The 22,908-nt window shown below is 57.9% G+C and carries 20 protein-coding genes; 18 read left to right on the forward strand and 2 right to left on the reverse strand.

Going from position 1 to position 22,908, the window contains the following annotated elements; translation table 11 throughout:
• The 15 genes from ABLU96_RS10865 to trpS all read left to right on the forward strand — a co-directional run.
• Positions 1 to 173, forward strand: a 173-nt coding sequence (locus ABLU96_RS10865; protein WP_049097946.1) for a BMC domain-containing protein, incomplete at its 5' end; no start/stop codon positions are given.
• A 53-nt stretch (positions 174 to 226) separates the two neighbouring features.
• On the forward strand, positions 227 to 1,831 hold the full coding sequence (locus ABLU96_RS10870) for an acetaldehyde dehydrogenase (acetylating) (RefSeq protein WP_014227751.1): 1,605 nt from the start codon (positions 227 to 229) through the stop codon (positions 1,829 to 1,831).
• Positions 1,832 to 1,857: 26 nt separating this feature from the next.
• A complete protein-coding gene (locus ABLU96_RS10875) occupies positions 1,858 to 2,115 on the forward strand; it encodes a EutN/CcmL family microcompartment protein (RefSeq protein WP_004098229.1) in 258 nt (85 codons plus the stop codon).
• A 15-nt stretch (positions 2,116 to 2,130) separates the two neighbouring features.
• A complete protein-coding gene (locus ABLU96_RS10880) occupies positions 2,131 to 3,285 on the forward strand; it encodes a 1-propanol dehydrogenase PduQ (RefSeq protein WP_014837305.1) in 1,155 nt (384 codons plus the stop codon).
• Between the two features lie 25 nt (positions 3,286 to 3,310).
• The gene (gene cutC, locus ABLU96_RS10885) at positions 3,311 to 6,697 is read left to right on the forward strand and encodes a choline trimethylamine-lyase (RefSeq protein WP_064407416.1); all 3,387 of its coding nucleotides are present in this window, start codon (positions 3,311 to 3,313) and stop codon (positions 6,695 to 6,697) included.
• Between the two features lie 56 nt (positions 6,698 to 6,753).
• Positions 6,754 to 7,701 (forward strand): choline TMA-lyase-activating enzyme, encoded by a 948-nt coding sequence (gene cutD, locus ABLU96_RS10890; RefSeq protein WP_014227748.1) that lies wholly within the window; start codon positions 6,754 to 6,756, stop codon positions 7,699 to 7,701.
• A 12-nt stretch (positions 7,702 to 7,713) separates the two neighbouring features.
• The gene (locus ABLU96_RS10895; RefSeq protein ID WP_038424019.1) at positions 7,714 to 8,136 is read left to right on the forward strand and encodes a BMC domain-containing protein; all 423 of its coding nucleotides are present in this window, start codon (positions 7,714 to 7,716) and stop codon (positions 8,134 to 8,136) included.
• Positions 8,133 to 8,753 carry a phosphate propanoyltransferase gene (locus ABLU96_RS10900; RefSeq protein ID WP_064406616.1) on the forward strand — a complete coding sequence of 207 codons (621 nt, stop codon included), beginning with the start codon at positions 8,133 to 8,135 and terminating at the stop codon, positions 8,751 to 8,753. Before ABLU96_RS10895 ends, ABLU96_RS10900 begins: the two co-directional genes overlap by 4 nt.
• Before the next feature lie 12 nt (positions 8,754 to 8,765).
• Positions 8,766 to 9,452: a hypothetical protein gene (locus tag ABLU96_RS10905; protein ID WP_049078876.1), complete on the forward strand. Its 687-nt coding sequence runs from the start codon at positions 8,766 to 8,768 to the stop codon at positions 9,450 to 9,452.
• 19 nt (positions 9,453 to 9,471) lie between these two features.
• Positions 9,472 to 9,885: a multidrug efflux SMR transporter gene (locus tag ABLU96_RS10910; RefSeq protein ID WP_014227744.1), complete on the forward strand. Its 414-nt coding sequence runs from the start codon at positions 9,472 to 9,474 to the stop codon at positions 9,883 to 9,885.
• Between the two features lie 17 nt (positions 9,886 to 9,902).
• A complete protein-coding gene (locus ABLU96_RS10915) occupies positions 9,903 to 10,232 on the forward strand; it encodes a multidrug efflux SMR transporter (protein WP_004108688.1) in 330 nt (109 codons plus the stop codon).
• 241 nt (positions 10,233 to 10,473) lie between these two features.
• Positions 10,474 to 10,569 (forward strand): tryptophanase leader peptide, encoded by a 96-nt coding sequence (gene tnaC / locus ABLU96_RS10920; RefSeq protein ID WP_004098218.1) that lies wholly within the window; start codon positions 10,474 to 10,476, stop codon positions 10,567 to 10,569.
• Positions 10,570 to 10,693: 124 nt separating this feature from the next.
• The gene (gene tnaA / locus ABLU96_RS10925; protein ID WP_004128455.1) at positions 10,694 to 12,082 is read left to right on the forward strand and encodes a tryptophanase; all 1,389 of its coding nucleotides are present in this window, start codon (positions 10,694 to 10,696) and stop codon (positions 12,080 to 12,082) included.
• Positions 12,083 to 12,415: 333 nt separating this feature from the next.
• Positions 12,416 to 13,672: a tryptophan permease gene (mtr, locus tag ABLU96_RS10930; protein WP_004098211.1), complete on the forward strand. Its 1,257-nt coding sequence runs from the start codon at positions 12,416 to 12,418 to the stop codon at positions 13,670 to 13,672.
• A 206-nt stretch (positions 13,673 to 13,878) separates the two neighbouring features.
• On the forward strand, positions 13,879 to 14,886 hold the full coding sequence (gene trpS, locus ABLU96_RS10935) for a tryptophan--tRNA ligase (RefSeq protein ID WP_064406618.1): 1,008 nt from the start codon (positions 13,879 to 13,881) through the stop codon (positions 14,884 to 14,886).
• Positions 14,887 to 15,038: 152 nt separating this feature from the next.
• Here trpS and ABLU96_RS10940 read toward each other — a convergent pair whose 3' ends face one another.
• Entirely contained in the window at positions 15,039 to 16,436 is a 1,398-nt protein-coding gene (locus ABLU96_RS10940) for a diguanylate cyclase (RefSeq protein WP_064406620.1), read from the reverse strand.
• A gap of 533 nt (positions 16,437 to 16,969) precedes the next feature.
• Here ABLU96_RS10940 and ABLU96_RS10945 point away from each other — a divergent pair.
• From ABLU96_RS10945 to ABLU96_RS10955, 3 genes are read left to right on the forward strand one after another with little or no spacing between them, the layout of a single operon-like run.
• Positions 16,970 to 18,037, forward strand: a complete 1,068-nt coding sequence (locus tag ABLU96_RS10945) for an HlyD family efflux transporter periplasmic adaptor subunit (RefSeq protein ID WP_004098195.1) — start codon at positions 16,970 to 16,972, stop codon at positions 18,035 to 18,037.
• Positions 18,034 to 20,763 (forward strand): ribosome-associated ATPase/putative transporter RbbA, encoded by a 2,730-nt coding sequence (gene rbbA, locus ABLU96_RS10950; RefSeq protein WP_064406623.1) that lies wholly within the window; start codon positions 18,034 to 18,036, stop codon positions 20,761 to 20,763. The genes ABLU96_RS10945 and rbbA overlap by 4 nt, the downstream gene beginning before the upstream one ends.
• The gene (locus ABLU96_RS10955) at positions 20,763 to 21,887 is read left to right on the forward strand and encodes an ABC transporter permease (protein WP_014227739.1); all 1,125 of its coding nucleotides are present in this window, start codon (positions 20,763 to 20,765) and stop codon (positions 21,885 to 21,887) included. The genes rbbA and ABLU96_RS10955 overlap by 1 nt, the downstream gene beginning before the upstream one ends.
• Before the next feature lie 39 nt (positions 21,888 to 21,926).
• Here the strand turns inward: ABLU96_RS10955 and ABLU96_RS10960 are convergent, their stop codons facing one another.
• Complete coding sequence (locus tag ABLU96_RS10960) at positions 21,927 to 22,244, reverse strand: hypothetical protein (RefSeq protein ID WP_004098189.1); 318 nt, start codon at positions 22,242 to 22,244, stop codon at positions 21,927 to 21,929.
• Positions 22,245 to 22,908: the final 664 nt, after the last annotated feature.

Genomic DNA, 22,908 nt, shown 5'->3' on the forward strand with positions numbered 1-22,908 from the left:
ACGTCGGCTCCGGCCTCGTCACCGCGATGGTGAAAGGCGACGTCGGCGCGGTGAATGCCGCGGTGGATTCCGGCGTGGAAGCGGCAAAACGCATCGGCGAAGTCGTCACCTCTCGCGTCATCGCGCGTCCGCATAACGACATCGAAAAAATCGCGGCGCAGCACAAAGCATGACCTGACAGGGCGCGCCCCGTCTCCACTCTTTTAGTCTGATGAAGGATAGACTCATGATTGAACTGGATAACGATTTGCAGTCCCGGCAGAACGCCCGGGAGCTGGTGCGCAATGCCAAAAAGGCGCAGGCGATTCTGGCCACCTTTTCGCAGCAGCAAATCGACGCCATCGTGAAGAACGTGGCCCAGGAAGCGGCGCATCATGCCGAAGCGCTGGCGAAAATGGCCGCGGAAGAAACCGGTTTTGGCAACTGGCAGGACAAAGTGCTGAAGAACCGCTTCGCCTCGCTGCGCGTCTACGACGCCATCAAAGATATGAAGACCGTCGGCATCATTCATGACGATCCGCTACAAAAAGTGATGGACGTGGGCGTGCCGCTGGGGGTGATTTGTGCGCTGGTGCCGTCGACCAACCCGACCTCCACCGTCATCTACAAAACGCTGATTGCCCTGAAGGCCGGCAACGCGATTATCTTCTCCCCGCATCCCGGCGCCCGCCAGTGCAGCTGGAAAGCGATTGAAATCGTGAAGCGCGCGGCGGAAGCGGCAGGGGCACCTGCCGGTAGCGTCGACGCCATTAGCCAACTGACCCTCGAAGCCACCTCGGAACTGATGCACAGCAAAGACGTGTCGCTGATCCTGGCGACCGGCGGCGAAGGCATGGTGCGCGCCGCCTACGCGTCCGGCACGCCGACCATCAGCGGCGGTCCGGGTAACGGCCCGGCGTTTATCGAACGCAGCGCCGATATCCCCCACGCGGTGAAAGATATCATCACCAGTAAAACCTTCGATAACGGCGTGATCTGCGCCTCCGAGCAGTCAATTATCGTCGAACGCTGCATCTACGACGAAGTGCATCGCGAACTGGAAGCTCAGGGCGCGTACTTCATGAACGAAAGCGAAGCGGCAAAAATGGCGGCCCTGCTGCTGCGCCCCAACGGCACCATCAACCCCAAAGTGGTCGGTAAAACCGCGCTCTATCTGAGCCAGATGGCCGGCTTCTGCGTCCCGGCCAGCACCCGGGTGCTGATTGCCGAGCAGGCCACGGTATCGCATTCCAACCCCTACTCGCGGGAAAAACTGTGCCCGGTACTCGGCCTGTACGTCGAAGAGGACTGGAAAGCCGCCTGCCACCGCGTCGTGGAGCTGCTGACCAACGAAGGCCTCGGCCACACGCTGGTGATCCACACCCGCAACCAGGACGTCATCCGCCAGTTCTGCCTGGAAAAACCGGTTAACCGCATTCTGATCAACACCCCGGCGGCGCTGGGCGGCATCGGCGCGACCACCAATATCACCCCGGCCCTGACCCTCGGCTGCGGCGCGGTCGGCGGCGGCTCCAGCTCAGACAACGTCGGGCCGATGAACCTGCTCAACATCCGCAAAGTGGGCTACGGCGTGCGCTCCATCGATGAGCTGCGCGCGCCGGGCAGCCGCCCGGAACCGCAGCCGACCATCGTCAGCCCGGCGGCCGGCCCGAACCGCAGCATCTTCGACGATGAGCGCTTTAACGCCCCGGCGACCGCCGCCACCGCAGCCCACCCGGCCAGCGCCGACGATCGCTTTGCGTCTGCCGCCGCCGTCGGCGCGGACAGCGAGATTAATGAGCAAAACGTGGAACGCGTCATCCGCCAGGTGCTGGAACGCCTTGGTAAGTAACACATTGATATAAGGCGATAAAAACAATGATTCTCGCAAAGGTAGTCGGACATGTCGTCGCCACGCAGAAGTGCGATGAGCTAAGGGGCAGCAACCTGCTGCTGATCGTCAAATTAGATGATGACCAGCAGCCGATGAAAGACCAGACCTGGGTTGCCGTTGATAGCGTCGGCGCCGGTATGCACGACATCGTGCTGGCCGAAGAGTACCTGGCGCTCAACAAAGAGCGCTACAAGGCCATGTCGGTGGTCGCCATTGTCGAGAACGTGTTTCGGGACGCTTAAGGAGTCAATAACCCAATGAGTGAATTTTTGCTGAAACCCCGGATTCGCTTTGGTCAGGATGCGCTTGCCATCCTGAACGAGCTGCCCGCCCGCAACGTGCTGCTGGTCACCGACCAGGCGATGGTTAAGTTTGGCCTCGCCGATCGCGTCACGCAGATCCTCAATGCGCGCGGCATCGCTTTCCAGGTCTGGGACGACGTGGTGGCCGACCCGGATATCGCCACCGTGGTGCGCGGTATGAAGCGGATGGATAACAGCTATCCGGATCTGGTTATCGCGCTGGGCGGCGGTTCGGTGATTGATGCAGCCAAAGCGGTTATTTTCGCCCTGGCGCAAACCCGTCCGGACGCTCACCGCGAGCCGCCCTGCTTTGTGGCGATCCCCACCACCAGCGGCACCGGCTCTGAGGTCACCGCCTTTTCAGTGGTGAAAGCCCACGCCGAGAAGCTGGTGCTGGTGGACCCGTCGCTGCTGCCGGATATCGCCATTCTTGACCCGGCGCTGGTGGCCTCGGTGCCGCCGGCGATCACCGCCGATACCGGGATGGACGTGCTGTGTCACGCGCTGGAAGCCTATGTATCCCTCGCCGCCAGCGACTTTTCCGATGCGCTGGCGGAGAAAGTGGTGCAGCAGGTATTTCGCTTTCTGCCGACCTGCTGGCGCAACGGTGGCGACCTGCTGGCGCGGGAAAAGATGCACAACGCCTCCTGCATGGCGGGCATGGCTTTCACCAACGCCTCGCTGGGCATCACCCACAGCCTTGCCCACGCGCTCGGCGGCGTATTTCGCGTCCCCCACGGCCGCGCTAACGCCCTGCTGATGGCGGACGTGGTGGCCTGGAACGCCGATTATCACGGGCAGTGCGATACCGATGCCGCCCGCAAATACGCCCGATTAGCCCATCTGCTGGATCTGCCCGCGGCCACTACCCGCCAGGGCGTCGCCAGCCTGCTGGTCGCCATTCAGGCGCTAAAAGACGAAATGAGCATGCCGGCCGGCATCCGCGATACCGGCGTCATTGCCGCCGAATTTGAACAGCGGCTGGCGGAGATGGTCGGCCAGGCGCTACGCGACAGCTGTACCCCGACGAACCCACGCGCGCCGGACGCTCACGCACTGACCGAACTCTATCGCCGGGCATGGACCGGCAACGCCGTTCAGGGCCACTGATAACAAGATTTGGAGAACCTTACCTATGGCACACTACAGCTTAACGCCGCGCGTCAAAGTGTTGGCAGAACGTTTACTCTCACAAAAAAGCACCCTGTGCACCGAACATGCCACCACGCTCAACGCCCTTGATGGCGATATCGCCGGGGTTCCCGCCGCCGTCAAACCGGCGCGCCGCTTCTATGAACTGATGCGCCAGCTGCCGCTGTGCATCAGCGCCGACGAGCTGATCGTCGGCAACCAGACCCGCAAACCGCACGGGGCGATTTTCCACGACAAGAGCGCCGTCCGCCGCCCGTCCGCGTTCCAGTTCCTCAACCTGAATAGCGATCTCGACTCCCCGGATTACAAGCTGGTGATGGAAAAAGGCGTGCTGGCGATAAAACATCAGTTGGAAGAGAAAACCCGTGCGCTGGGCAGCGCCGTCAGCCGCAGCGGCATGGATGAAGTCAACGGCTGCCGCGCGGCCATCTACGCCTGCGATGCCCTGCTGGCGCTGGCGCAAAACCTGGCCAACAGCGCGGAACAGCTGGCCGCCGCGGAAACCAACGCTTACCGCCGGGCGGAACTGCTGGACAGCGCCGCCATTCTGCACCACGTTCCGGCGCATCCGGCGCGCAGCTTCAAAGAGGCGTGCCAGGCCTTTTATCTGTTCCAGCTGGCGCTCCAGCTCGATAACGGCAGCTACGCCGTCAACCCGGAAGGCGCCGACAAAGCCCTGCTGCCTTACTACCAGCACGATATCAACAACGGCGCGCTCTCCCCGCAGCAGGCGTATGAAATCGTCGAATCGCTGTGGTTCAAGCTGGCGGAGCTGTGCGAAGTGCGCGCCGCCTGCGCGATCGACGGTTATCCGATGTTCGACGCCCTGCTGCACGGCGCAAGCCTTGAGAACGCGCGCATTAACGAACTCTCCGACATGTTCCTCAGCGCGCAGCACAACCTGAGCGCCCTGCATCTGCCGGTGCGTTTGTTCAAGGGCGTCCAGCACGTTTCCGCCGCCCCGTTTGCCGCCGCCGGCGAGACGCCGGCAGCAGAAGGGCTGACCCCGCGCATGCAGCGCCTGCGTAACCACTACCTGACCGTGCGCCCGAGCGTCTCTATCTACCGCGCGCTGGCCTTTACCGAAGTGGTCAAAGCCAACCCCGGCATGCCGACGATTCTGCTGCGCGCCAAAGCCTTCCGCCACGCCTGCGAAACCGCGCCGATTCTGATTCAGGACGATGAGCTGATCGTCGGTCATCCGTGCGGCAAGCCGCGCGCGGGCGCCTTCTCGCCGGATATCGCCTGGCGCTGGGTGCGCGACGAACTCGATACCATGAGCACCCGTCCGCAGGATCCGTTTGAGATCAGCGAAGCAGATAAAAAAACCATCCGCGAAGAGATCGTGCCGTTCTGGGAAGGCCGCTCGCTGGATGAAATCTGCGAAGCCCAGTACCGAGAAGCGGGCGTATGGGCGTTCAGCGGCGAGACCTTCGTCAGCGACCTCTCCTACCACCAGATCAACGGCGGCGGCGACACCTGCCCGGGCTACGACGTGCTGCTGTTTACCAAAGGGATGAACGGCATTAAAGCCGACGCCGAGGCGCATCTCGCCAGCCTGAGTATGGAAAACCCGGAAGATATCGACCGCATCTACTACTACAAAGCGGCCATTGAAACCTGCGAAGGGGTGATTAACTACGCGCACCGCATCGCCGCCCGCGCCCGCGAACTGGCCGCGATTGAGCAGAACGCCCAGCGTCGCGCCGAGCTGCTGACCATCGCCGAGGTGAACCAGAACGTGCCGGCGAACCCGCCGAAAACCCTGCAGGAAGCGCTGCAGAGCATCTGGACCGTAGAGTCGCTGTTTGAAATTGAAGAGAACCAGACCGGACTGTCCCTGGGACGCGTAGACCAGTACTGCTACCCGATGTTTGAAGCCGATATCCGCGAAGGCCGCCTGACTCACGACACCGCGCTGGAGCTGCTGCAGGCGTTTATCATCAAATGCGCCGAGCTGATGTGGATGTCCAGCGAGCTGGGGGCGAAATATTTCGCCGGCTATCAGCCGTTTATCAACCTGACCGTCGGCGGTCAGAAGCGCTCCGGCGGCGATGCCTGTAACGACCTGACCTACCTGATCATGGACGCCGTGCGCTTCGTGAAGGTTTACCAGCCGTCGCTGGCCTGCCGTATTCACAACCAGTCGCCGCAGAAGTATATGGAAAAAATCGTCGACGTCGTCAAAGCGGGGATGGGCTTCCCGGCCTGCCACTTCGACGACTCCCATATCAAGATGATGCTGCGTAAAGGCTTCGATTTCGAAGACGCCCGCGACTACTGCCTGATGGGCTGCGTCGAGCCGCAGAAATCCGGCCGCATCTATCAGTGGACCTCCACCGGCTACACCCAGTGGCCCATCGCCATTGAGTTCGTTTTAAACCGAGGTCGGATGGTGCTGTTTGACAGCTATCAGGGGCTGGATACCGGCGACCTGCGCGACCTGCACACCTTCGAGGATTTCGACGCGGCGGTGAAAAAACAGATCGCCCATATCGTACGCCTGTCGGCGATCGGGACGGTCATCAGCCAACGCGTGCACCGCGACGTGGCGCCGAAGCCGCTGATGTCGCTGCTGGTGGAAGGCTGCATGGAAAAAGGCAAAGACGTTGCCGCCGGCGGCGCGATGATCAACCACGGCCCGGGGCTGATCTTCTCCGGTCTGGCGACCTACGTCGACTCCATGGCGGCGATTCGTAAGCTGGTGTTTGAAGAGAAGAAATACACCCTCGAACAGGTGCGCGACGCGCTGCTGGCGAACTTCGAAGGCTTTGAAGGCCTGCGCCGCGACTGCCTCAACGCGCCGAAATACGGCAACGACGATAACTACGTCGATCAGTATGCGCTGGATATCACCGAGTGGACCGAGCGCGAGTGCCGTAAGTACAAGATGCTCTACTCCACCCTGAGCCACGGCACCCTGTCCATCTCCAACAACACGCCGATCGGCGAGCTGACCAACGCCACGCCGAACGGTCGCCTGGCGTGGATGCCGCTCTCCGACGGCATCAGCCCGACTCAGGGCGCGGATAAGCAGGGTCCGACGGCGATCATCAAGTCGGTGAGCAAGATGAATGTCGAAACCATGAACATCGGCATGGTGCACAACTTCAAGTTCCTCAAAGGGCTGCTGGATACCCCGGAAGGTCGTCACGGCCTGATTACCCTGCTGCGCACCGCGTCGATTCTCGGCAATGGCCAGATGCAGTTCAGCTATGTCGATAACGAAGTGCTGAAAAAAGCCCAGCAGGAGCCGGAAAAATACCGCGACCTGATCGTCCGCGTCGCGGGCTACAGCGCCTACTTCGTTGAGCTGTGCAAAGAAGTTCAGGACGAGATTATCAGCCGTACGGTCATCGAGAAGTTCTGATAAAGACACGGACGTTTTTGGACATGGATGTCCCGATCGTTTTTCTGGAGGTATGTGTGAGCGCAAAACAAGAATTAACCGGGCGAATATTCAATATTCAGAAATATTCGATCTATGACGGCGATGGGATCCGCACGCTGGTTTTTTTCAAAGGCTGCAATATTCGCTGCCCGTGGTGCGCTAACCCGGAAGGGCTGAATAGCCAGTTTCAGGTGATGTTCTCACAGGATAAATGCATTAACTGCGGCGACTGCGTCAACGTCTGCCCGGCGGGAATTCATTATCGGGCGGAAGAAAACGGCGAAATGAAGCATTTCGTCAACCGTAATAAAGACTGTATCGGCTGCCGCAAGTGCGAAGAGATCTGCACCCAGAACGCGCTGGATATTATGGGCAAAGATGTCACCGTCAGCGAACTGATGGAGATCATCATGCAGGACTACGACTTTTATATCTCCTCCGGCGGCGGCGTCACCATCGGCGGCGGGGAAATGAGCCTGCAGACCGATTTTGCCGTCGCGCTCTTTAGCGAATGCAAAAAGATGATGCTCAATACCGCCGTGGAAACGCAGGGCACTACGCCGCTGGCTAATTATCAAAAGCTGGCGCCGGTGACCGACACCTTCTTATTCGATATTAAGCAAATTAACAGCGAGCACCATAAAGCGTTATTTGGCATCGGTAACGAAGGCATTCGCCGCAACCTGGAGTGGCTGGTGGACTCCGGCGCTAACGTCATTATCCGCATGCCGCTGGTTCGCGGCTATAACGACTCGTTCGATGCCATTACCGGAGCCATTGATTACGTACAAAAGCTGGCGAAGCGCGGAAATATCCGCCGCATCGATATGCTGCCGTACCACCAGCTCGGGCGCAAAAAATATGAGCGCCTCGATATGCCTTACCCCATTACCCGAGACCCAACTTATTCCGCCGAGGAGTTAGACCGGCTGGAAACGTTCTTCACGCAGTTTGATTTTGATATTCGCTTAGTCCGCCATTAACAGGAGCCGACAATGAAAAGTTTAGGCGTAATTGAAACGCGAGGGTTAGTTGCCGCCGTTCAGGCCGTGGATGCCGCCTGCAAAAGCGCAGGCGTGTCCTGCATTGGCTACCGCAAAGTCGGTTCGGGGCTGGTGAGCGTCTGCTTTGAAGGGGAGATCAGCGCGATTCACACCGCTATCGAACGCGGCGTGGCCGTCGCCGCGCTCATCGACCCGCAGGTCAAATCCCTGACGATCGCCCGTCCGGAGCGCAGCGTCGTGGACGCCCTCAGCACCCTGAAAGGCCGTCCGCCGCGCGCGGAAGCTGCCGCACCGCTTGAGGCTGAAGCCGTCGCGCCCGCCGCTGCGGAAACAAGGGAACCCACTGAACCCGCCGCCGCGCCTGCGCCGACGGAAGATAAAAACGCGGCGATGAGGAAAGGGAAGAAGGCATGATCGACACCCTGCTCCATGAAAAAATCGCCGCCCGCCTGGGCCACGCTGCGCCGGCTATCCCGGTCGGCATCTCTAACCGCCACGTCCATCTGGCGCAGCAGGACGTCGAAGCGCTGTTTGGCAAGGGCTACGTCCTGACGCCCTTTAAGCCGCTGCGCCAGCCGGGGCAGTTCGCGGCCCAGGAGTGCGTCACCGTGGTCGGTCCGAAGGGCTCACTCAGTAACGTTCGCGTCCTCGGCCCAACCCGCCCGGTATCGCAGTTGGAAATCTCCCGCGCCGACTGCTTTACCCTCGGCATCAAAGCGCCGGTTCGCGAATCCGGCCAGCTGGAGAACGCGGGCAGCGCGCTGCTGATCGGCCCGGCAGGCCACGTTGAGCTGCGATCGCAGGTGATCTGCGCCTGGCGGCATATCCATATGTCGCCGCAGGATGCCCGCCAGCTGAACGTCGCCAACGGCCAGAAGGTTAGCGTCCGCAGCGACGGCGAACGCCAGCTGACCTTTGATGAAGTGGTGGTGCGGGTACGCGAAGACTTCGCGCTGGAGTTTCATATTGATACCGAAGAGGCCAACGCCGCCGGCTTGAAAAACGGCGCGCAGGTCACGCTCATCGGCTAACGGAGGCTCGCCATGACCGACCAACAGATGGAAGACCTGGTTGAACGCATTATCCAGCGTCTGCGGCCGCCGGTACTGGTGATGGTGACCGCCGCGGCGGGCTACCGGCACGCTATTCGCCAGCGGCTGGCCGGCTGCGGCGAGAGCCTGCACCTGGCGCTGGATAGCGGGATTGACGACGGCGAGCAGTGGCGGGCTATCGGTAAAACGCTGCCAGCGGCCGACTGGCAACAGGAGCTGCCTTCGGTCTCGTATAAGGCGCTGCTGCTGCCGTTTCTCGACTACCCGCTGGCGGCGGATCTGGTGAAGGGTTCCCTGCACGGTCCGGTTGCCCGCCGCGTGCACGATGCCCTGCTGAGCGGCCTGCCGGTGCTGGCGCTGCGCTATCACTGCGATCCCGCCAGCGAGCTTAACCAGCTGCGCGGGGCGCAGCCTGATAGCGCTTACGCCGGACATATGCAGGCCACGCTGGCCCGCCTGGCCGAATGCGGCATCGCGCTGTGCACCATGAACGAATTGCTGGAGAAGCTGGCGTCGGGTCGCGAAGCGGCGGCGCCGTCGGCGAGCGGCCCGCGGCGTTATCTCACTGTCACAGACGTGGTGAATAATCCGGCGCTGGCCTGTGCTCCTGAAGCGCAGTTGACCGATGCCGCTATCGATTTTTTAAAAAACAGAAAAAAAGAACCTTACCTTAAATAGTAAACCCGGAGTTTAACTTATGTCTTCAAAAACAAAGTGTTGGCTATGGATGCTGCTGGTTATCGTTTCCGAAACCTCAGCCACCTCCACCCTCAAAATGTTCGGCAGCAGTGAAGGGATGAGCAAAATGCTGCTGCTCGGGCTGCTGGTGCTGCTGTACTGCACCTGCTACTACTCGCTGTCCCGCGCGGTGAAGGATATTCCCGTCGGTCTGGCCTACGCCACCTGGTCCGGTACCGGCATCCTCGTGGTGTCGACCCTGGGAATGGCGTTTTACGGTCAGCACCCGGACACCGCCGCCATTATCGGTATGGCGGTTATCGCCAGCGGGATCGTGATCATGAACCTGTTTTCCAAAATGGGTAGCGAAGAGAGCGAGGAAGCGCCCGCGCAGCCGGCCGCTGCATCTCTGGACAAAAAAGTCGCCAACTAACAGAAAAGGAACCGCTTATGTTTAACCTCGGATTTTTATGGCTGGCGCTGTCTATCGGCTCCGAAATCACCGGCACGTCGATGATCAAAAAGACCAACGGCTTCAGCAAGCTGGCGCCGTCGGTGCTGGTGGTCTGCGCCTACGGCCTGTGCTACTTCGCCCTCACCCGCGCGATGAGCACCATTCCGGTCGGCGTCGCCTACTCGCTGTGGTGCGGTTTTGGCATCGTCGGCGTCACGATTTGCTCAATGATCCTTTATAAGCAAAAACCGGATATCCCGGCTATTCTCGCCATGGTGCTGATCATCTCCGGCGGCATCATTATGAACGTCTTCTCCAGCATGTAAGTCCCGCCTGCGCCTTCATTGATTGCGGTGAAGGCGCTAATAACCTCACTCAATAAGCCGTTATTGGCGTAATAAAAAAACAAAAAACCATTGCCTGCTAATCAATAACGCTAAAAAGACGACGAGCGTCAAATTTTTATACTCCGCTTATCGATAAATTATTTTTTGTGATTTTAATCGTGGTTATTTTCTCATTTTACCTTATTTTTATGGCATCCCTTCACCCACAGAGGACGATGTCATGACGCAAAAATCGATTTATCGCCTCATTGCCCAGGGCGGCCTGGACGACTGGTATAATTTAGATCACCGCATCTCCAACGACTTCCCTCGTTAATTCTCCGCTGCTGTTTACTCCCTAAAAAAAATTAATTCAGCACTGCGTTTAGTCGCTATTTGTTGCGCTTTTTATTTGTCGCCAAATAGCCAAACGCGGCACAGCATCCCCATGGAGAAAATAAATGAAACGTATCCCTGAGCCGTTCCGCATTAAAATGGTCGAAAACATTCGCATGACTACCTTTGACGATCGCGTCAAAGCGCTGGAAGAGGCGGGCTATAACCCGTTTTTGCTCAATAGCCAGGACGTGTATATCGACCTGCTGACCGACTCCGGCACCGGCGCGATGAGCGACCATCAGTGGGCCGGGCTGATGATGGGCGACGAAGCCTACGCCGGGTCGCGTAACTATCAGCATCTGTGCGAAAAGGTCAAAGAGATTATCGGCTATCCGTATACCATTCCCACCCATCAGGGGCGCGGCGCGGAGCAGATTCTGTTCCCGAGCCTGATTGCTCGCCGCAAGTCGGCGCATCCGGTGTTTATTTCCAACTTCCACTTCGATACCACCGCCGCGCACGTGGAGCTCAACGGCGCAAAAGCCATTAACGTGGTGACGCCGAAAGCCTTCGATACCACCTCGTGGTACGACTGGAAAGGCAACTTTGATATTGATTTGCTGAAAGCGACCATCGCCGAACACGGCGCGGAAAACGTGGCGGCGATTATTACCACCGTCACCTGTAACAGCTCCGGCGGCCAGCCGGTATCGCTGGCGAATATGCGCGAGGTGTATCAGATTGCCCGCCAGAATAATATTCCGGTGGTGATCGACTCCGCCCGCTTCTGCGAAAACGCCTGGTTTATTAAACAGCGCGAAGAGGGCTACGCCGATAAATCGGTGAAAGAGATTATTCTTGAGATGTACCAGTACGGCGATATGCTGACCATGTCCGCCAAGAAAGACCCGATGGTGAATATCGGCGGCCTGTGCTGCTTCCGCGATGACGAAGATCTGTTCAACGAAGTGCGCATCCGCTGCGTGCCGATGGAGGGCTTTGTCACCTACGGCGGCCTGGCGGGACGCGATATGGAGGCGTTGGCTATCGGCCTGGAAGAAGGGACCAACGAGGATTACCTCGCTTATCGCATCAATCAGGTGGAATACCTCGGCGAACGCCTGCGCGAAGGCGGCATTCCGATTCAGTATCCGACCGGCGGCCATGCGGTGTTCGTCGATGCTAAGCTGCTGCTGCCGCATATCCCACCGGAGCAGTTCCCGGCGCACGCGCTAAACAACGAGCTGTATCTGGAAGCGGGCATTCGCAGCGTGGAAATCGGCTCCCTGCTGCTGGGCCGCGACCCGCAAACCGGCAAACAGAAGGCGTCGCCGATGGAGCTGCTGCGCCTGACCATTCCGCGTCGGGTTTATACCAACGATCATATGGACTATATCGCTGATGCGCTGATCGCCGTTAAGGCGCGCGCCGCCACGATTAAGGGCCTGACCTTCACCTATGAACCGCCGGTACTGCGCCACTTCGTCGCCAGACTGAAACCGGTGAAATAAACCGCATCACGGCGCTCTCGCAATGAGAGCGCCATTAATTTAATTCCATCTCTTTAAGCTCAATCATTCGGGTTGCGCCGGGTAGCCGTTTGCCCGCAGCCGTTATCTGTACCCTAAATAATTCGAGTTGCAGAAAGGCGGCAAGAGAGTGACAAATTCGTCGGGAACGAATTTGACCAGCCGAAGGCTGGCCTCCGGTGAGAGGCAGGAGCCTCTCATTAATCCCCAGGAGCTTACTGAGGTAAGTGACTGGGGTGAGTGAACGCAGCCAACACATCTGCAGCTTGAAGTATGACGGGTATAAAAATTATAGCCACGTGAGGAATGCACCTTATGGCTACACTATCAGTCTCAAAAGCGGTCTCAACTAATACGCCATCGCTGATTGGCGGAGCGATGATTATCGGCGGCACGATTATTGGCGCAGGCATGTTTTCTTTACCGGTGGTGATGTCCGGCGCCTGGTTTTTCTGGTCGCTGCTGGCGCTCATTTTTACCTGGTTTTGCATGCTGCATTCCGGGTTAATGATCCTCGAAGCCAATCTCAATTATCATATTGGCGCCAGCTTCGACACGATTACAAAGGATTTACTGGGAAACGGCTGGAATATTATTAACGGCCTGACCGTCGCCTTTGTTTTATATATCCTGACCTACGCCTATATTTCCGCAAGCGGTTCAGTTATTCAGCATACTTTTGCGCAGATGAACCTCGCGGTTCCCGCACGCCTGGGTGGGCTGGCGTTCGCGCTGGTGGTCGCCTTTATCGTCTGGCTAAGTACGAAAGCGGTAAGCCGGATGACGACTATCGTGCTGGGCGCCAAAATCCTCACCTTCTTTATGACCTTCGGCGGCCTGATGTGGCACGTGGAGCCCGCGATTCTGTTTAACCGCGCGGAGGTCAATGCGTCCTATCTGCCCTACGTCCTGATGACGCTGCCGTTCTGCCTGGCCTCCTTTGGCTATCACGGCAACGTCCCCAGTCTGATGAAGTACTACGGTAAAGATCCGCTTATCATTCGCCGCTGCCTGCTGCTCGGCACGCTGATGGCGCTGGTGCTGTATATCATCTGGCTGGTCGGCACAATGGGCAATATTCCGCGCCCGGCGTTTATCGCTATCGCCGAAAAAGGCGGCAACATCGACGTGCTGGTACAGACCTTAAGCGGCCTGCTGAACAGTTCGACCCTGGACTTACTGCTGACGGTCTTTTCCAACTTCGCCGTCGCCAGCTCGTTCCTGGGCGTGACTCTTGGCCTGTTTGATTATCTGGCGGATCTGTTTAAGTTTGACGATAGTCGGCTGGGGCGGTTTAAAACCGCGCTGGTGACCTTTCTGCCGCCGATCGCCGGCGGGCTGCTGTGGCCTAACGGTTTTATCTACGCCATTGGTTTCGCCGGCCTCGCCGCCACCGTCTGGGCCGCTATCGTCCCCGCCCTGCTGGCGCGCGCCTCGCGCAGGCGTTTCGGCAGCCCGAACTATCGGGTCTGGGGTGGTAATGCCATGATTATCCTGATTTTGTGCTTCGGCGGCGCCAACGCAATAATTCATATTTTATCCAGCTTTAACCTGCTGCCGGTTTATCGCTGAATAAAAAAGGGCTTTTACTGCCGCGGCTTTTCGTGGCAGGATAAAAAGATGAACAGAAACGTTGTCATCTCTCACCTCCGCCGTTGGTGGCTGCCTGCATAACAGGCGGCAAGATTTGACGTTTCCTCTATTCAAAGCCGCCGGAAGGCGGCTTTGTTGTTTCTGAGTGTCGCCCTTCGGCCTGATAGCATCCTAAGGAGTCACTTATGAACACCAGCCAAACGATCCTGACCGGCGACCGTCCTACCGGCCAGCTGCACCTCGGCCACTACGTCGGTTCCCTGCGCCAGCGCGCGCTGCTCCAGCACGACCACCAGCAGTTTATCCTCGTCGCGGATCTCCAGGGACTGACCGACAACGGCAGCAACCCGCAAAAAATCAGCAGCAATATCCTTGAGGTGATGGCCGATTATCTCGCCGTCGGCATCGATCCGCAGAAGACCACCATTTGCCTGCAATCCGCCCTGCCGGCGCTGGCCGAACTCAGCGCGCTGTATATGAATATCGTCACCGTCGCCCGGGTTGAACGCAATCCGACGGTGAAAAATGAAATCGCCCAGAAGGGATTTTCCCGCTCGCTGCCGGTGGGATTTTTAGCCTATCCCATAAGCCAGGCCGCCGATATTACCGCCTTTAAGGCCGAACTGGTGCCGGTCGGCGACGATCAGCTACCGATGATTGAACAGACCAATGAGATCGTGCACAAAATGAATAGCCTGACGACGACGCCGATCTTACGGCACTGCAAAGCGCTGCTCAGCGACGTCAGCCGCCTGCCGGGCATCGATGGCAACGCCAAAATGTCGAAATCGCTGGGAAACACGCTCACCCTTTCGGCCAGCGAAGAGGAGATCCACCGCGCGGTCAGCGCCATGTATACCGACCCGAATCACCTGCGGGTCGCCGACCCGGGTCAGACAGAAGGCAACGTGGTCTTTACTTATCTCGACGCTTTTCATGCTGATAAGACCTTCGTTGCCGAGATGAAAGCCCATTATCGGCGCGGAGGGCTGGGAGACAGGCAGTGCAAAAACGCGCTGGAGACCTGCTTACAGGAGCTGCTGGCGCCGATACGCGAACGCCGGGCGACCTATATTCAGGATAAAGGCATGCTGCTGGCGCTGCTGCGCCGGGGAAGCGAGCGGGCGCACGAACTGACACAGCGGACGCTGCATGAAGTAAAACGCGGCCTGGGGCTGCCGGTGCTGTTTTGAGGCGCGGCGATCTCTCCGCACTGAAATCCGCTGCCACATCTCTCCCGGGGGCGGCGCCTGAGGCGCCTTGCCCGGGCTACAGGTTCACAGCCGTCTACGATCCGGTAGCCCGGACAGGCGCAGCGCGCCGCCTCCGGGAAGGACCCGGCAGCTTAGTTGCCGTCGCCTTCATGCAGCTTCACGCAGTTGCGCCCATCGCGCTTGGCGACGTACAGCGCGCTGTCGGCATCGCGCAGCAGCAGATTGTAATCCGGATGACCGGTGTGGACGGCGTAGCCGATGCTGGCGGTAATCGAAATCTCATTGTCAGCGCCAACGCTAAACGCCAGCTGGCTGATTTTTTTACGCAGCCGTTCAAGGATAGTAAAGGCTTCCGCGGCGCCGGTCTCCACCAGCACCAGCAGAAACTCCTCGCCGCCGTAGCGGAAGATATAATCGCTGGATCGAATATTATCGCTGAGCAGCTCCGCAACGTGCTTAATCGCCCGGTCGCCGACCATGTGCCCCCAGCTATCATTGATCTCTTTAAAGTGGTCGATGTCGATAATCGCCACCGTCATCGGCAGTTCATATTCCATCGCCAGCGTCACTTCATGCTTGAGGACAACCGGCAGATAGCGGCGGTTAAGCAGGCTGGTCAGCGTATCCTTACCGCTTTGCATCTGCGACAGGCTGCTAAACAGCACCCCCATCTGGCTGCCGATCTGCTGGCAATGGATATGGATCCCCTGCAGCAAAGCCTGCGCGTTTTTATACTCAGAACCCTCAGACGAGGATTTCCAGGCGGATAACAGCGCATCCACCTTGCTAATTAAGTCGGCGATTTCCTGCATTTGCGGATTTTTGTTAAAATAACGCACGCATTTATGGCGGAACCACAGGCCAAATTCAGAATCAGATAATAACGCTCCGTTAATATCGCTTTTATTATCGCTAACGATATTAAAAATAGCGGTATTTTCCCATCCGGAGAGCGAGGCCTGCTGTTTGCCATATTCCAGCGGCACGTTATCCATCAGGCTATACAGGCGGTACGCTTCTTCATTTTTCGTCGCCCGATAGTGCGACAGGGTATAGGCGTGGCACATCATTTCTACCGCCATGTTAATGGCCATGATGGCGTAGTAGATGGCGGCAACGCTGGTCTCGCGATCGAGCTGGCTATCGCGGATATTTTCAATCAGCCCGGCTTTCAGCTGGCGCGCGCCGCGCAGTACCGCCTCTGCCGGGATACCGATGCGTGAATGGATGCTGCCGATCAGGTACTGCCGCTCCGCCAGCGCCTGCAGATTTTCCTTATCGCACATCAGGATATCTTTCACCCACCCGGCCAGCGAGCTGCTGAGCCGCTCCTGAACTAAGTCATAGCTAAGGTGCCGCGCAATGTCCGGGTCCTGGAAAATAAAATCATAAAAACGGGTCGCTAACGCCTCCGCCTGCTGCCCGGCAATATTTTTAAGTACCGCCCTCACTTCCGGCGTCAGGCTGTCGTACAGCGGCAACCACTCCTTAAAAATAATCGAGATATATTTTTGGCTTTCATCTTTCATTGAATAAAGCGCTCGCCCGGCGTGAGTGTATTTTCAGGGCCGCCGATCATACAACAGTTCTCCTGGGGCAACCAGATTAAAAATGCGCCAGTCGCCAGGGAATAATATCCTCTGGTTATTAGCGCTAAGGAATAGCTTATATGTACGATGATTTAATGAAGAACGATTAAGATTATCTGCGCCGGTATCCGGAGCATTAACCCCAATAGGCATTATGGGTAATATTGTGCCATCGCGCTCCTCGCTGTTTTTATGTTAACCCGACAACAAGACCCTGCTTTGTATATGGACATACTCATTGCGGGTGTTAGTATGACATTGACGGTAGCAATAAATATGCGTGTTTCATTTAAGGCGAGGATTGCTGATGATGACCACATTGATCGCACCTCTTTCTGACCGGTTAGCAGCGCTGCAGGCTCCCTGCGCCGGTCGGCCTTATCCCCGATTTCTCCCTTCCCTGAAGAGACGAAACTCCGCCATGCGGAGGAGAAGCGCGCACCACTCAGCCTATGGAACAAAGCGAGTCGCGTATGGACAAAATCAAACGGCGTTGGGTTGGATACGTTATTGGTTTAGCGGTGGTGATTGCCGCAGCGGCATGGTGGATGCTGCGCCCGCCGGGAATTCCTGAGGGCTTTGCCAGCAGTAACGGCAGGATTGAAGCCACAGAAGTCGATATCGCCACCAAAACCGCCGGGCGTATCGACACCATCCTGGTCAAAGAGGGGCAGTTTGTTCGCCAGGGCGACGTGTTGGCCCGTATGGACACCCGGGTACTCAACGAACAACGGCTGGAGGCCGCCGCGCAAATCAAGGAAGCAGAGAGCGCGATTGCCGCCGCGAAAGCCCTGCTCGACCAGCGCCAAAGCGAAATGCGCGCTACGGAAGCGGTGGTGAAGCAGCGGCAGGCGGAGCTGAACTCTTCGGCTAAACGACACGTCCGCTCCAGCACGCTCTCGCAGCGAGGCGCGGTCTCTGCGCAGCAGCTGGATGACGACCAGGCGGCGGCAGAAAGCGCCAGGGCGGCGCTGGAATCCGCCAAAGCGCAGGTCTCTGCCGCCAGGGCCGCGATTGAGGCGGCGCGCACCAGCATCATTCAGGCGCAAACCCGGGTCGAGGCCGCCCAGGCGACCGAACGGCGGATTATCGCCGATATCGACGATAGCGAGCTGAAAGCCCCGCGCGATGGCCGCATTCAGTACCGCGTCGCCGAACCGGGAGAGGTGCTGGCGGCGGGCGGCCGGGTGCTGAATATGGTCGATTTATCCGATGTCTATATGACCTTCTTCCTGCCTACCGAGCAGGCGGGTCTGCTGGCGCTGGGCAGCGAAGCGCGAATTATCCTCGATGCCGCGCCGAATCTGGTGATCCCCGCCAATATCAGTTTTGTCGCCAGCGTGGCGCAGTTTACGCCTAAAACGGTGGAAACCAGCGATGAACGGCTGAAGCTGATGTTCCGCGTAAAAGCCCGTATTCCGCCAGAGCTGCTGGCGGAGCATCTGGAGTATGTGAAGACCGGCCTGCCCGGGATGGCCTGGGTCCGCCTGGATAACCAGCAGGCGTGGCCTGAAGCGCTGACGGTGAGGTTGCCGCAATGAAAACCGTCGCCCGCCTGGAAAACGTCAGCCAGCACTTTGGCGCAACCGACGCGCTGAAGGACATTACGCTGAGCATTCCCGCCCGCCGTATGGTGGGCCTGATCGGGCCCGACGGCGTGGGCAAGTCCAGCCTGCTATCGCTGATCTCCGGCGCGCGCGTGATTGAGCACGGCAACATTATGGTGCTCGGCGGCGATATGAGCGAGGTACGTCATCGCCAGGACGTCTGCCCGAAAATCGCCTGGATGCCCCAGGGGCTGGGGAAGAACCTCTACCATACCCTGTCGGTCTATGAAAACGTCGATTTCTTCGCCCGTCTGTTCGGCCATGATAAAGCCGAACGCGACATCCGCATCAATGAGCTGCTCCAGAGTACCGGCCTGGCGCCGTTTCGCGACCGCCCGGCAGGAAAACTCTCCGGGGGGATGAAGCAAAAGCTCGGCCTGTGCTGCGCGCTCATTCACGACCCGCAGTTGCTGATCCTCGATGAACCCACCACCGGCGTCGATCCTCTCTCGCGGGCGCAGTTTTGGGATCTGATCGACAGCATCCGCCAGCGTCAGCCGGAGATGAGCGTCCTGGTCGCCACCGCTTACATGGAGGAGGCGGAGCGCTTTGACTGGCTGGTGGCCATGAACGCGGGGGAAGTTCTGGCGACCGGCAGCGCCAATGAGCTTAAAGCGCACACGGCGAGTCAGACGCTGGAACAGGCGTTTATCGCCCTGCTTCCCGAAGCCCAGCGCCTGGCGCATAAAGAGGTGATCATCCCGCCGCGCAATGCCGATGAAAGCGAAATTGCGATTGAAGCGCGCGGGCTAACGATGCGCTTCGGTCAATTTGTCGCCGTTGACCACGTCAACTTTCGCATTGCCCGCGGCGAGATTTTCGGCTTCCTCGGCTCAAACGGCTGCGGCAAATCAACGACCATGAAAATGCTGACCGGGCTGCTACCGGCCAGCGAAGGCGAGGCGTGGCTGTTTGGCCAGCCGGTCGACCCCAGGGATATCGAAACCCGCCGCCGCGTTGGCTATATGTCGCAGGCCTTCTCCCTCTATAGCGAACTGACCGTACGGCAAAACCTCGAGCTGCATGCCCGCCTGTTCCACATCCCTGATGCGGAGATCCCGGGGCGGATCGCCGAAATGAGCCAGCGCTTTATGCTGGAAGAGGTTGAGGACACCCTGCCCGCTTCGCTGCCGCTAGGTATCCGCCAGCGCCTCTCGCTGGCGGTCGCGGTGATCCACCGCCCGGAAATGTTAATCCTTGATGAACCCACCTCCGGCGTCGATCCGGTAGCCCGGGACATGTTCTGGCAGCTGATGGTCGATCTTGCGCGTCAGGACCGGGTGACCATTTTTATCTCCACCCACTTTATGAATGAAGCGGAACGCTGCGATCGCATTTCGCTGATGCATGCCGGAAAAGTGCTGGCCAGCGATACGCCGCAGGCGCTGGTGGAGCAGCGCGGATCGGCCAGCCTTGAAGAGGCGTTTATCGCCTGGCTACAGGAAGCGGCGGATGCCGCGCAGCCGCCTGATGCGCAGGCTGCACCGGTTCCCGCGATGGAACATAAAGCCGAAAGCGTGGCGCCGCGTCAGGCGTTCAGCCTGCAGCGCCTGTTTAGCTACAGCCGCCGCGAAGCGCTTGAGCTGCGCCGCGATCCGGTGCGATCGACCCTGGCACTGCTCGGCACCGTGATCCTGATGTTTATTATGGGCTATGGGATCAGTATGGACGTCGAAGATCTGCGGTTTGCGGTGCTCGACCGCGACCAGACCATCAGCAGCCAGGGCTGGTCGCAAAATATCGCCGGCTCACGCTACTTCATCGAACAGCCGCCGCTGCAAAGCTATAGCGAACTGGACAGAAGAATGCGCAACGGCGAGCTGGCGGTAGCGATTGAAATTCCGCCTAATTTTGGCCGCGATATCGCCCGGGGAACTCCGGTGCAGATTGGCGTGTGGGTGGACGGTGCGATGCCGAACCGCGCGGAGACGGTGCGCGGCTACGTGCAGGCCATGCATCTGGCCTGGCTGCAGGAGATGGCCGGTCGCCAGGCCAGCCCCAATCGCGATACTTCACTGATTTCCATCGAGACCCGCTATCGCTATAACCCGGATGTGAAGAGCCTGCCGGCGATTGTACCGGCGGTGATTCCGCTGCTGTTGATGATGATCCCGGCGATGCTCAGCGCGCTCAGCGTGGTCCGCGAGAAAGAGCTTGGTTCAATCATCAATCTGTACGTGACGCCAACCACCCGCAGCGAATTTCTGCTGGGTAAACAGGTGCCGTATATCATGCTGGGGATGTTCAACTTCTTCCTGCTCTGCGCGCTGTCGGTCTTTGTTTTTGGCGTACCGCACAAAGGGAGTTTTCTGACGCTCACCCTCGCCGCGCTGCTCTACGTCACTATCGCCACCGGACTTGGCCTGCTGATTTCAACCTTTATGAAAAGCCAGATTGCGGCGATTTTCGGCACCGCGATCATTACGCTTATCCCGGCGACGCAGTTTTCCGGGATGATCGACCCCGTCGCCTCGCTGGAAGGACCCGGGCGCTGGATTGGCCAGATTTATCCAACCAGCCACTTTCTGACCATCGCGCGAGGAACGTTTTCCAAAGCGCTGAATCTGACCGACCTGTGGGGATCCTTTATTCCGCTGCTTATCGCGGTTCCGCTGGTGCTGGGCCTGAGCGTGTGGCTGTTGAAAAAACAGGAGGGATAATGCGCGGACTACGCAATATTTATAATTTGGGGATGAAAGAGCTACGCAGCCTGCTGGGCGATAAAGCGATGCTGACGTTGATTGTCTTTGCTTTTACCGTCTCGGTTTACTCCTCCGCGACCGTTATGCCGGGTTCGCTGCATCTGGCGCCCATCGCTATTGCCGACATGGATAAGTCGCAGCTTTCATCGCGTATTATCAATGGTTTTTACCGGCCCTGGTTTTTGCCGCCGGAGCTGATTACAGCTGATGAGATGGACGCCGGGCTGGATGCGGGACGCTATACTTTCGCCATCAATATTCCGCCGGATTTCCAGCGCGACGTTCTGGCCGGACGCCAGCCCGCGCTACAGGTTAACGTCGACGCGACGCGAATGAGCCAGGCGTTTACCGGCAATAGCTATATCCAGAATATCGTCACCGGCGAGGTGAACAGCTTTGTCGCCCGCTACCGGGACAACGGCACGCTGCCGGTTGAGCTGGCCGTCAGGATGCGTTTTAACCCGAACCTGGAACAGGAGCGTTTCGGCGCCGTCATGGCAATTATCAACAATATCACCATGCTGGCGATCGTGCTGACCGGCTCGGCGCTGATACGCGAGCGGGAGCATGGTACCGTGGAGCACCTGCTGGTTATGCCGGTCACGCCGTTTGAAATCATGATGGCGAAGATATGGTCAATGGGGCTGGTGGTGCTGGTAGTTTCCGGACTCTCCCTGATCCTGATGGTTCAGGGCGTGCTGCAGGTACCGATAGAAGGCTCGATACCGCTCTTTATGCTTGGAGTGGCCCTGAGCCTGTTTGCCACTACCTCAATCGGCATTTTTATGGGCACGGTGGCGCGTTCCATGCCGCAGCTGGGGCTGCTGATGATTCTGGTGCTTTTGCCGCTGCAGATGCTTTCCGGCGGCTCCACGCCCCGGGAAAGTATGCCGCAGGCTGTACAGGATATTATGCTCACCATGCCGACGACCCACTTTGTCAGCCTGGCGCAGGCCATTCTTTATCGAGGCGCTGATTTCTCTATCGTCTGGCCGCAGTTTCTGACGCTGCTGGCTATCGGTGGCGTGTTTTTTACTATCGCCCTACTGCGTTTTCGTAAGACGATCGGGGAAATGGCCTGAAGCAATACCGATGTCGCTCTGCCGGTCGCGGCATCGGCGCTATTTATGGCGATTCATAAAGCGCCGCAGAGCCCAGGTGAATCCCATCGCCATGCTGAACAGGATAAACAACAGCAGCACCCAGCTGACGGAAATTCTCAGCAGCGCACTTAGCGTCATAAGCGGCTGAAGATACACGGTAAACGAGTGGTCGGTGGGTTTACCCAGAAGAACCATCAATCCATCCGTTAACCAGACAAGCGCCCGGCAAACCAGCCAGATGATCGCCGGCCAGCAGAGCAGGACCAGAAAGGTAAAACGCTCCCGGATATAATGTATCAGTTGGCGCAAAGGAGGCCAGTTAATCAGAAATTTCATTTATATTCTCATATTGCCAGCCGGTAACATGCACTATTCGTCAAAAGACGTTACCGGGTTAGCTTCCATACAGGCAATGCACCCTATGTTTTTAGCAAATTTGAATTAACTTAAACCAGATCGAGTTAACAAAGTGTTAAGGACACTAAGTCATTTCGCAGAAAAAGTCCAGCTGTTATGCCTGTGTGCTCGGCAGGGGAGAGGGTTTGGTATCTATTTGTTAACCTGATGACTTTAGAATAACTTAAGCGTTATGCGGGTAATATTCTTAATATAATTCCTATTAAATATTCATAAACGCGTTTATCTCTATTTTTATTTTCATATAACGTTCATGCTAATTATTTTATTCACAAAATAAATTCTTTGTAGATGAGTTTTCGATAAATAATTGGGTTTAAATAGATCTATGCTATTCGCCATCACGGCTTTCAGTGGTTTTGCCGGCAAGCTCTCCGCACAATTCATCGCTCTCGTTGTGACGCCAGGTAAAGTTCAAAAAACCTTTTATTTCAAAGCGATATATACTTATTTCGCTTAAGTACTGCGGATGCCCTATCGTGAAAAAGGTCTGGTAAAGGATCCTTGCCGGGCTTTAATACGGATTTCTCAGACGACAAAAACGCAAAAAGCCCATCCGTCAGGATGGGCTCTTCACTTGTTT

The organism is Klebsiella sp. CN_Kp106 (genome assembly GCF_040064575.1).
Classification (GTDB): Bacteria; Pseudomonadota; Gammaproteobacteria; order Enterobacterales; family Enterobacteriaceae; genus Klebsiella; species Klebsiella michiganensis.

Bases quoted from the DNA above. Each gene is read 5' to 3' on its own strand.
- ABLU96_RS10870 (WP_014227751.1), top strand. From the start codon at position 227: ATGATTGAACTGGATAACGATTTGCAGTCCCGGCAGAACGCCCGGGAG.
- ABLU96_RS10875 (WP_004098229.1), top strand. From the start codon at position 1,858: ATGATTCTCGCAAAGGTAGTCGGACATGTCGTCGCCACGCAGAAGTGC.
- ABLU96_RS10880 (WP_014837305.1), top strand. From the start codon at position 2,131: ATGAGTGAATTTTTGCTGAAACCCCGGATTCGCTTTGGTCAGGATGCG.
- cutC (WP_064407416.1), top strand. From the start codon at position 3,311: ATGGCACACTACAGCTTAACGCCGCGCGTCAAAGTGTTGGCAGAACGT.
- ABLU96_RS10895 (WP_038424019.1), top strand. From the start codon at position 7,714: ATGAAAAGTTTAGGCGTAATTGAAACGCGAGGGTTAGTTGCCGCCGTT.
- ABLU96_RS10900 (WP_064406616.1), top strand. From the start codon at position 8,133: ATGATCGACACCCTGCTCCATGAAAAAATCGCCGCCCGCCTGGGCCAC.
- ABLU96_RS10905 (WP_049078876.1), top strand. From the start codon at position 8,766: ATGACCGACCAACAGATGGAAGACCTGGTTGAACGCATTATCCAGCGT.
- ABLU96_RS10910 (WP_014227744.1), top strand. From the start codon at position 9,472: ATGTCTTCAAAAACAAAGTGTTGGCTATGGATGCTGCTGGTTATCGTT.
- ABLU96_RS10915 (WP_004108688.1), top strand. From the start codon at position 9,903: ATGTTTAACCTCGGATTTTTATGGCTGGCGCTGTCTATCGGCTCCGAA.
- tnaC (WP_004098218.1), top strand. From the start codon at position 10,474: ATGACGCAAAAATCGATTTATCGCCTCATTGCCCAGGGCGGCCTGGAC.
- tnaA (WP_004128455.1), top strand. From the start codon at position 10,694: ATGAAACGTATCCCTGAGCCGTTCCGCATTAAAATGGTCGAAAACATT.
- mtr (WP_004098211.1), top strand. From the start codon at position 12,416: ATGGCTACACTATCAGTCTCAAAAGCGGTCTCAACTAATACGCCATCG.
- trpS (WP_064406618.1), top strand. From the start codon at position 13,879: ATGAACACCAGCCAAACGATCCTGACCGGCGACCGTCCTACCGGCCAG.
- ABLU96_RS10940 (WP_064406620.1), bottom strand. From the start codon at position 16,436: ATGAAAGATGAAAGCCAAAAATATATCTCGATTATTTTTAAGGAGTGG.
- ABLU96_RS10945 (WP_004098195.1), top strand. From the start codon at position 16,970: ATGGACAAAATCAAACGGCGTTGGGTTGGATACGTTATTGGTTTAGCG.
- rbbA (WP_064406623.1), top strand. From the start codon at position 18,034: ATGAAAACCGTCGCCCGCCTGGAAAACGTCAGCCAGCACTTTGGCGCA.
- ABLU96_RS10955 (WP_014227739.1), top strand. From the start codon at position 20,763: ATGCGCGGACTACGCAATATTTATAATTTGGGGATGAAAGAGCTACGC.
- ABLU96_RS10960 (WP_004098189.1), bottom strand. From the start codon at position 22,244: ATGAAATTTCTGATTAACTGGCCTCCTTTGCGCCAACTGATACATTAT.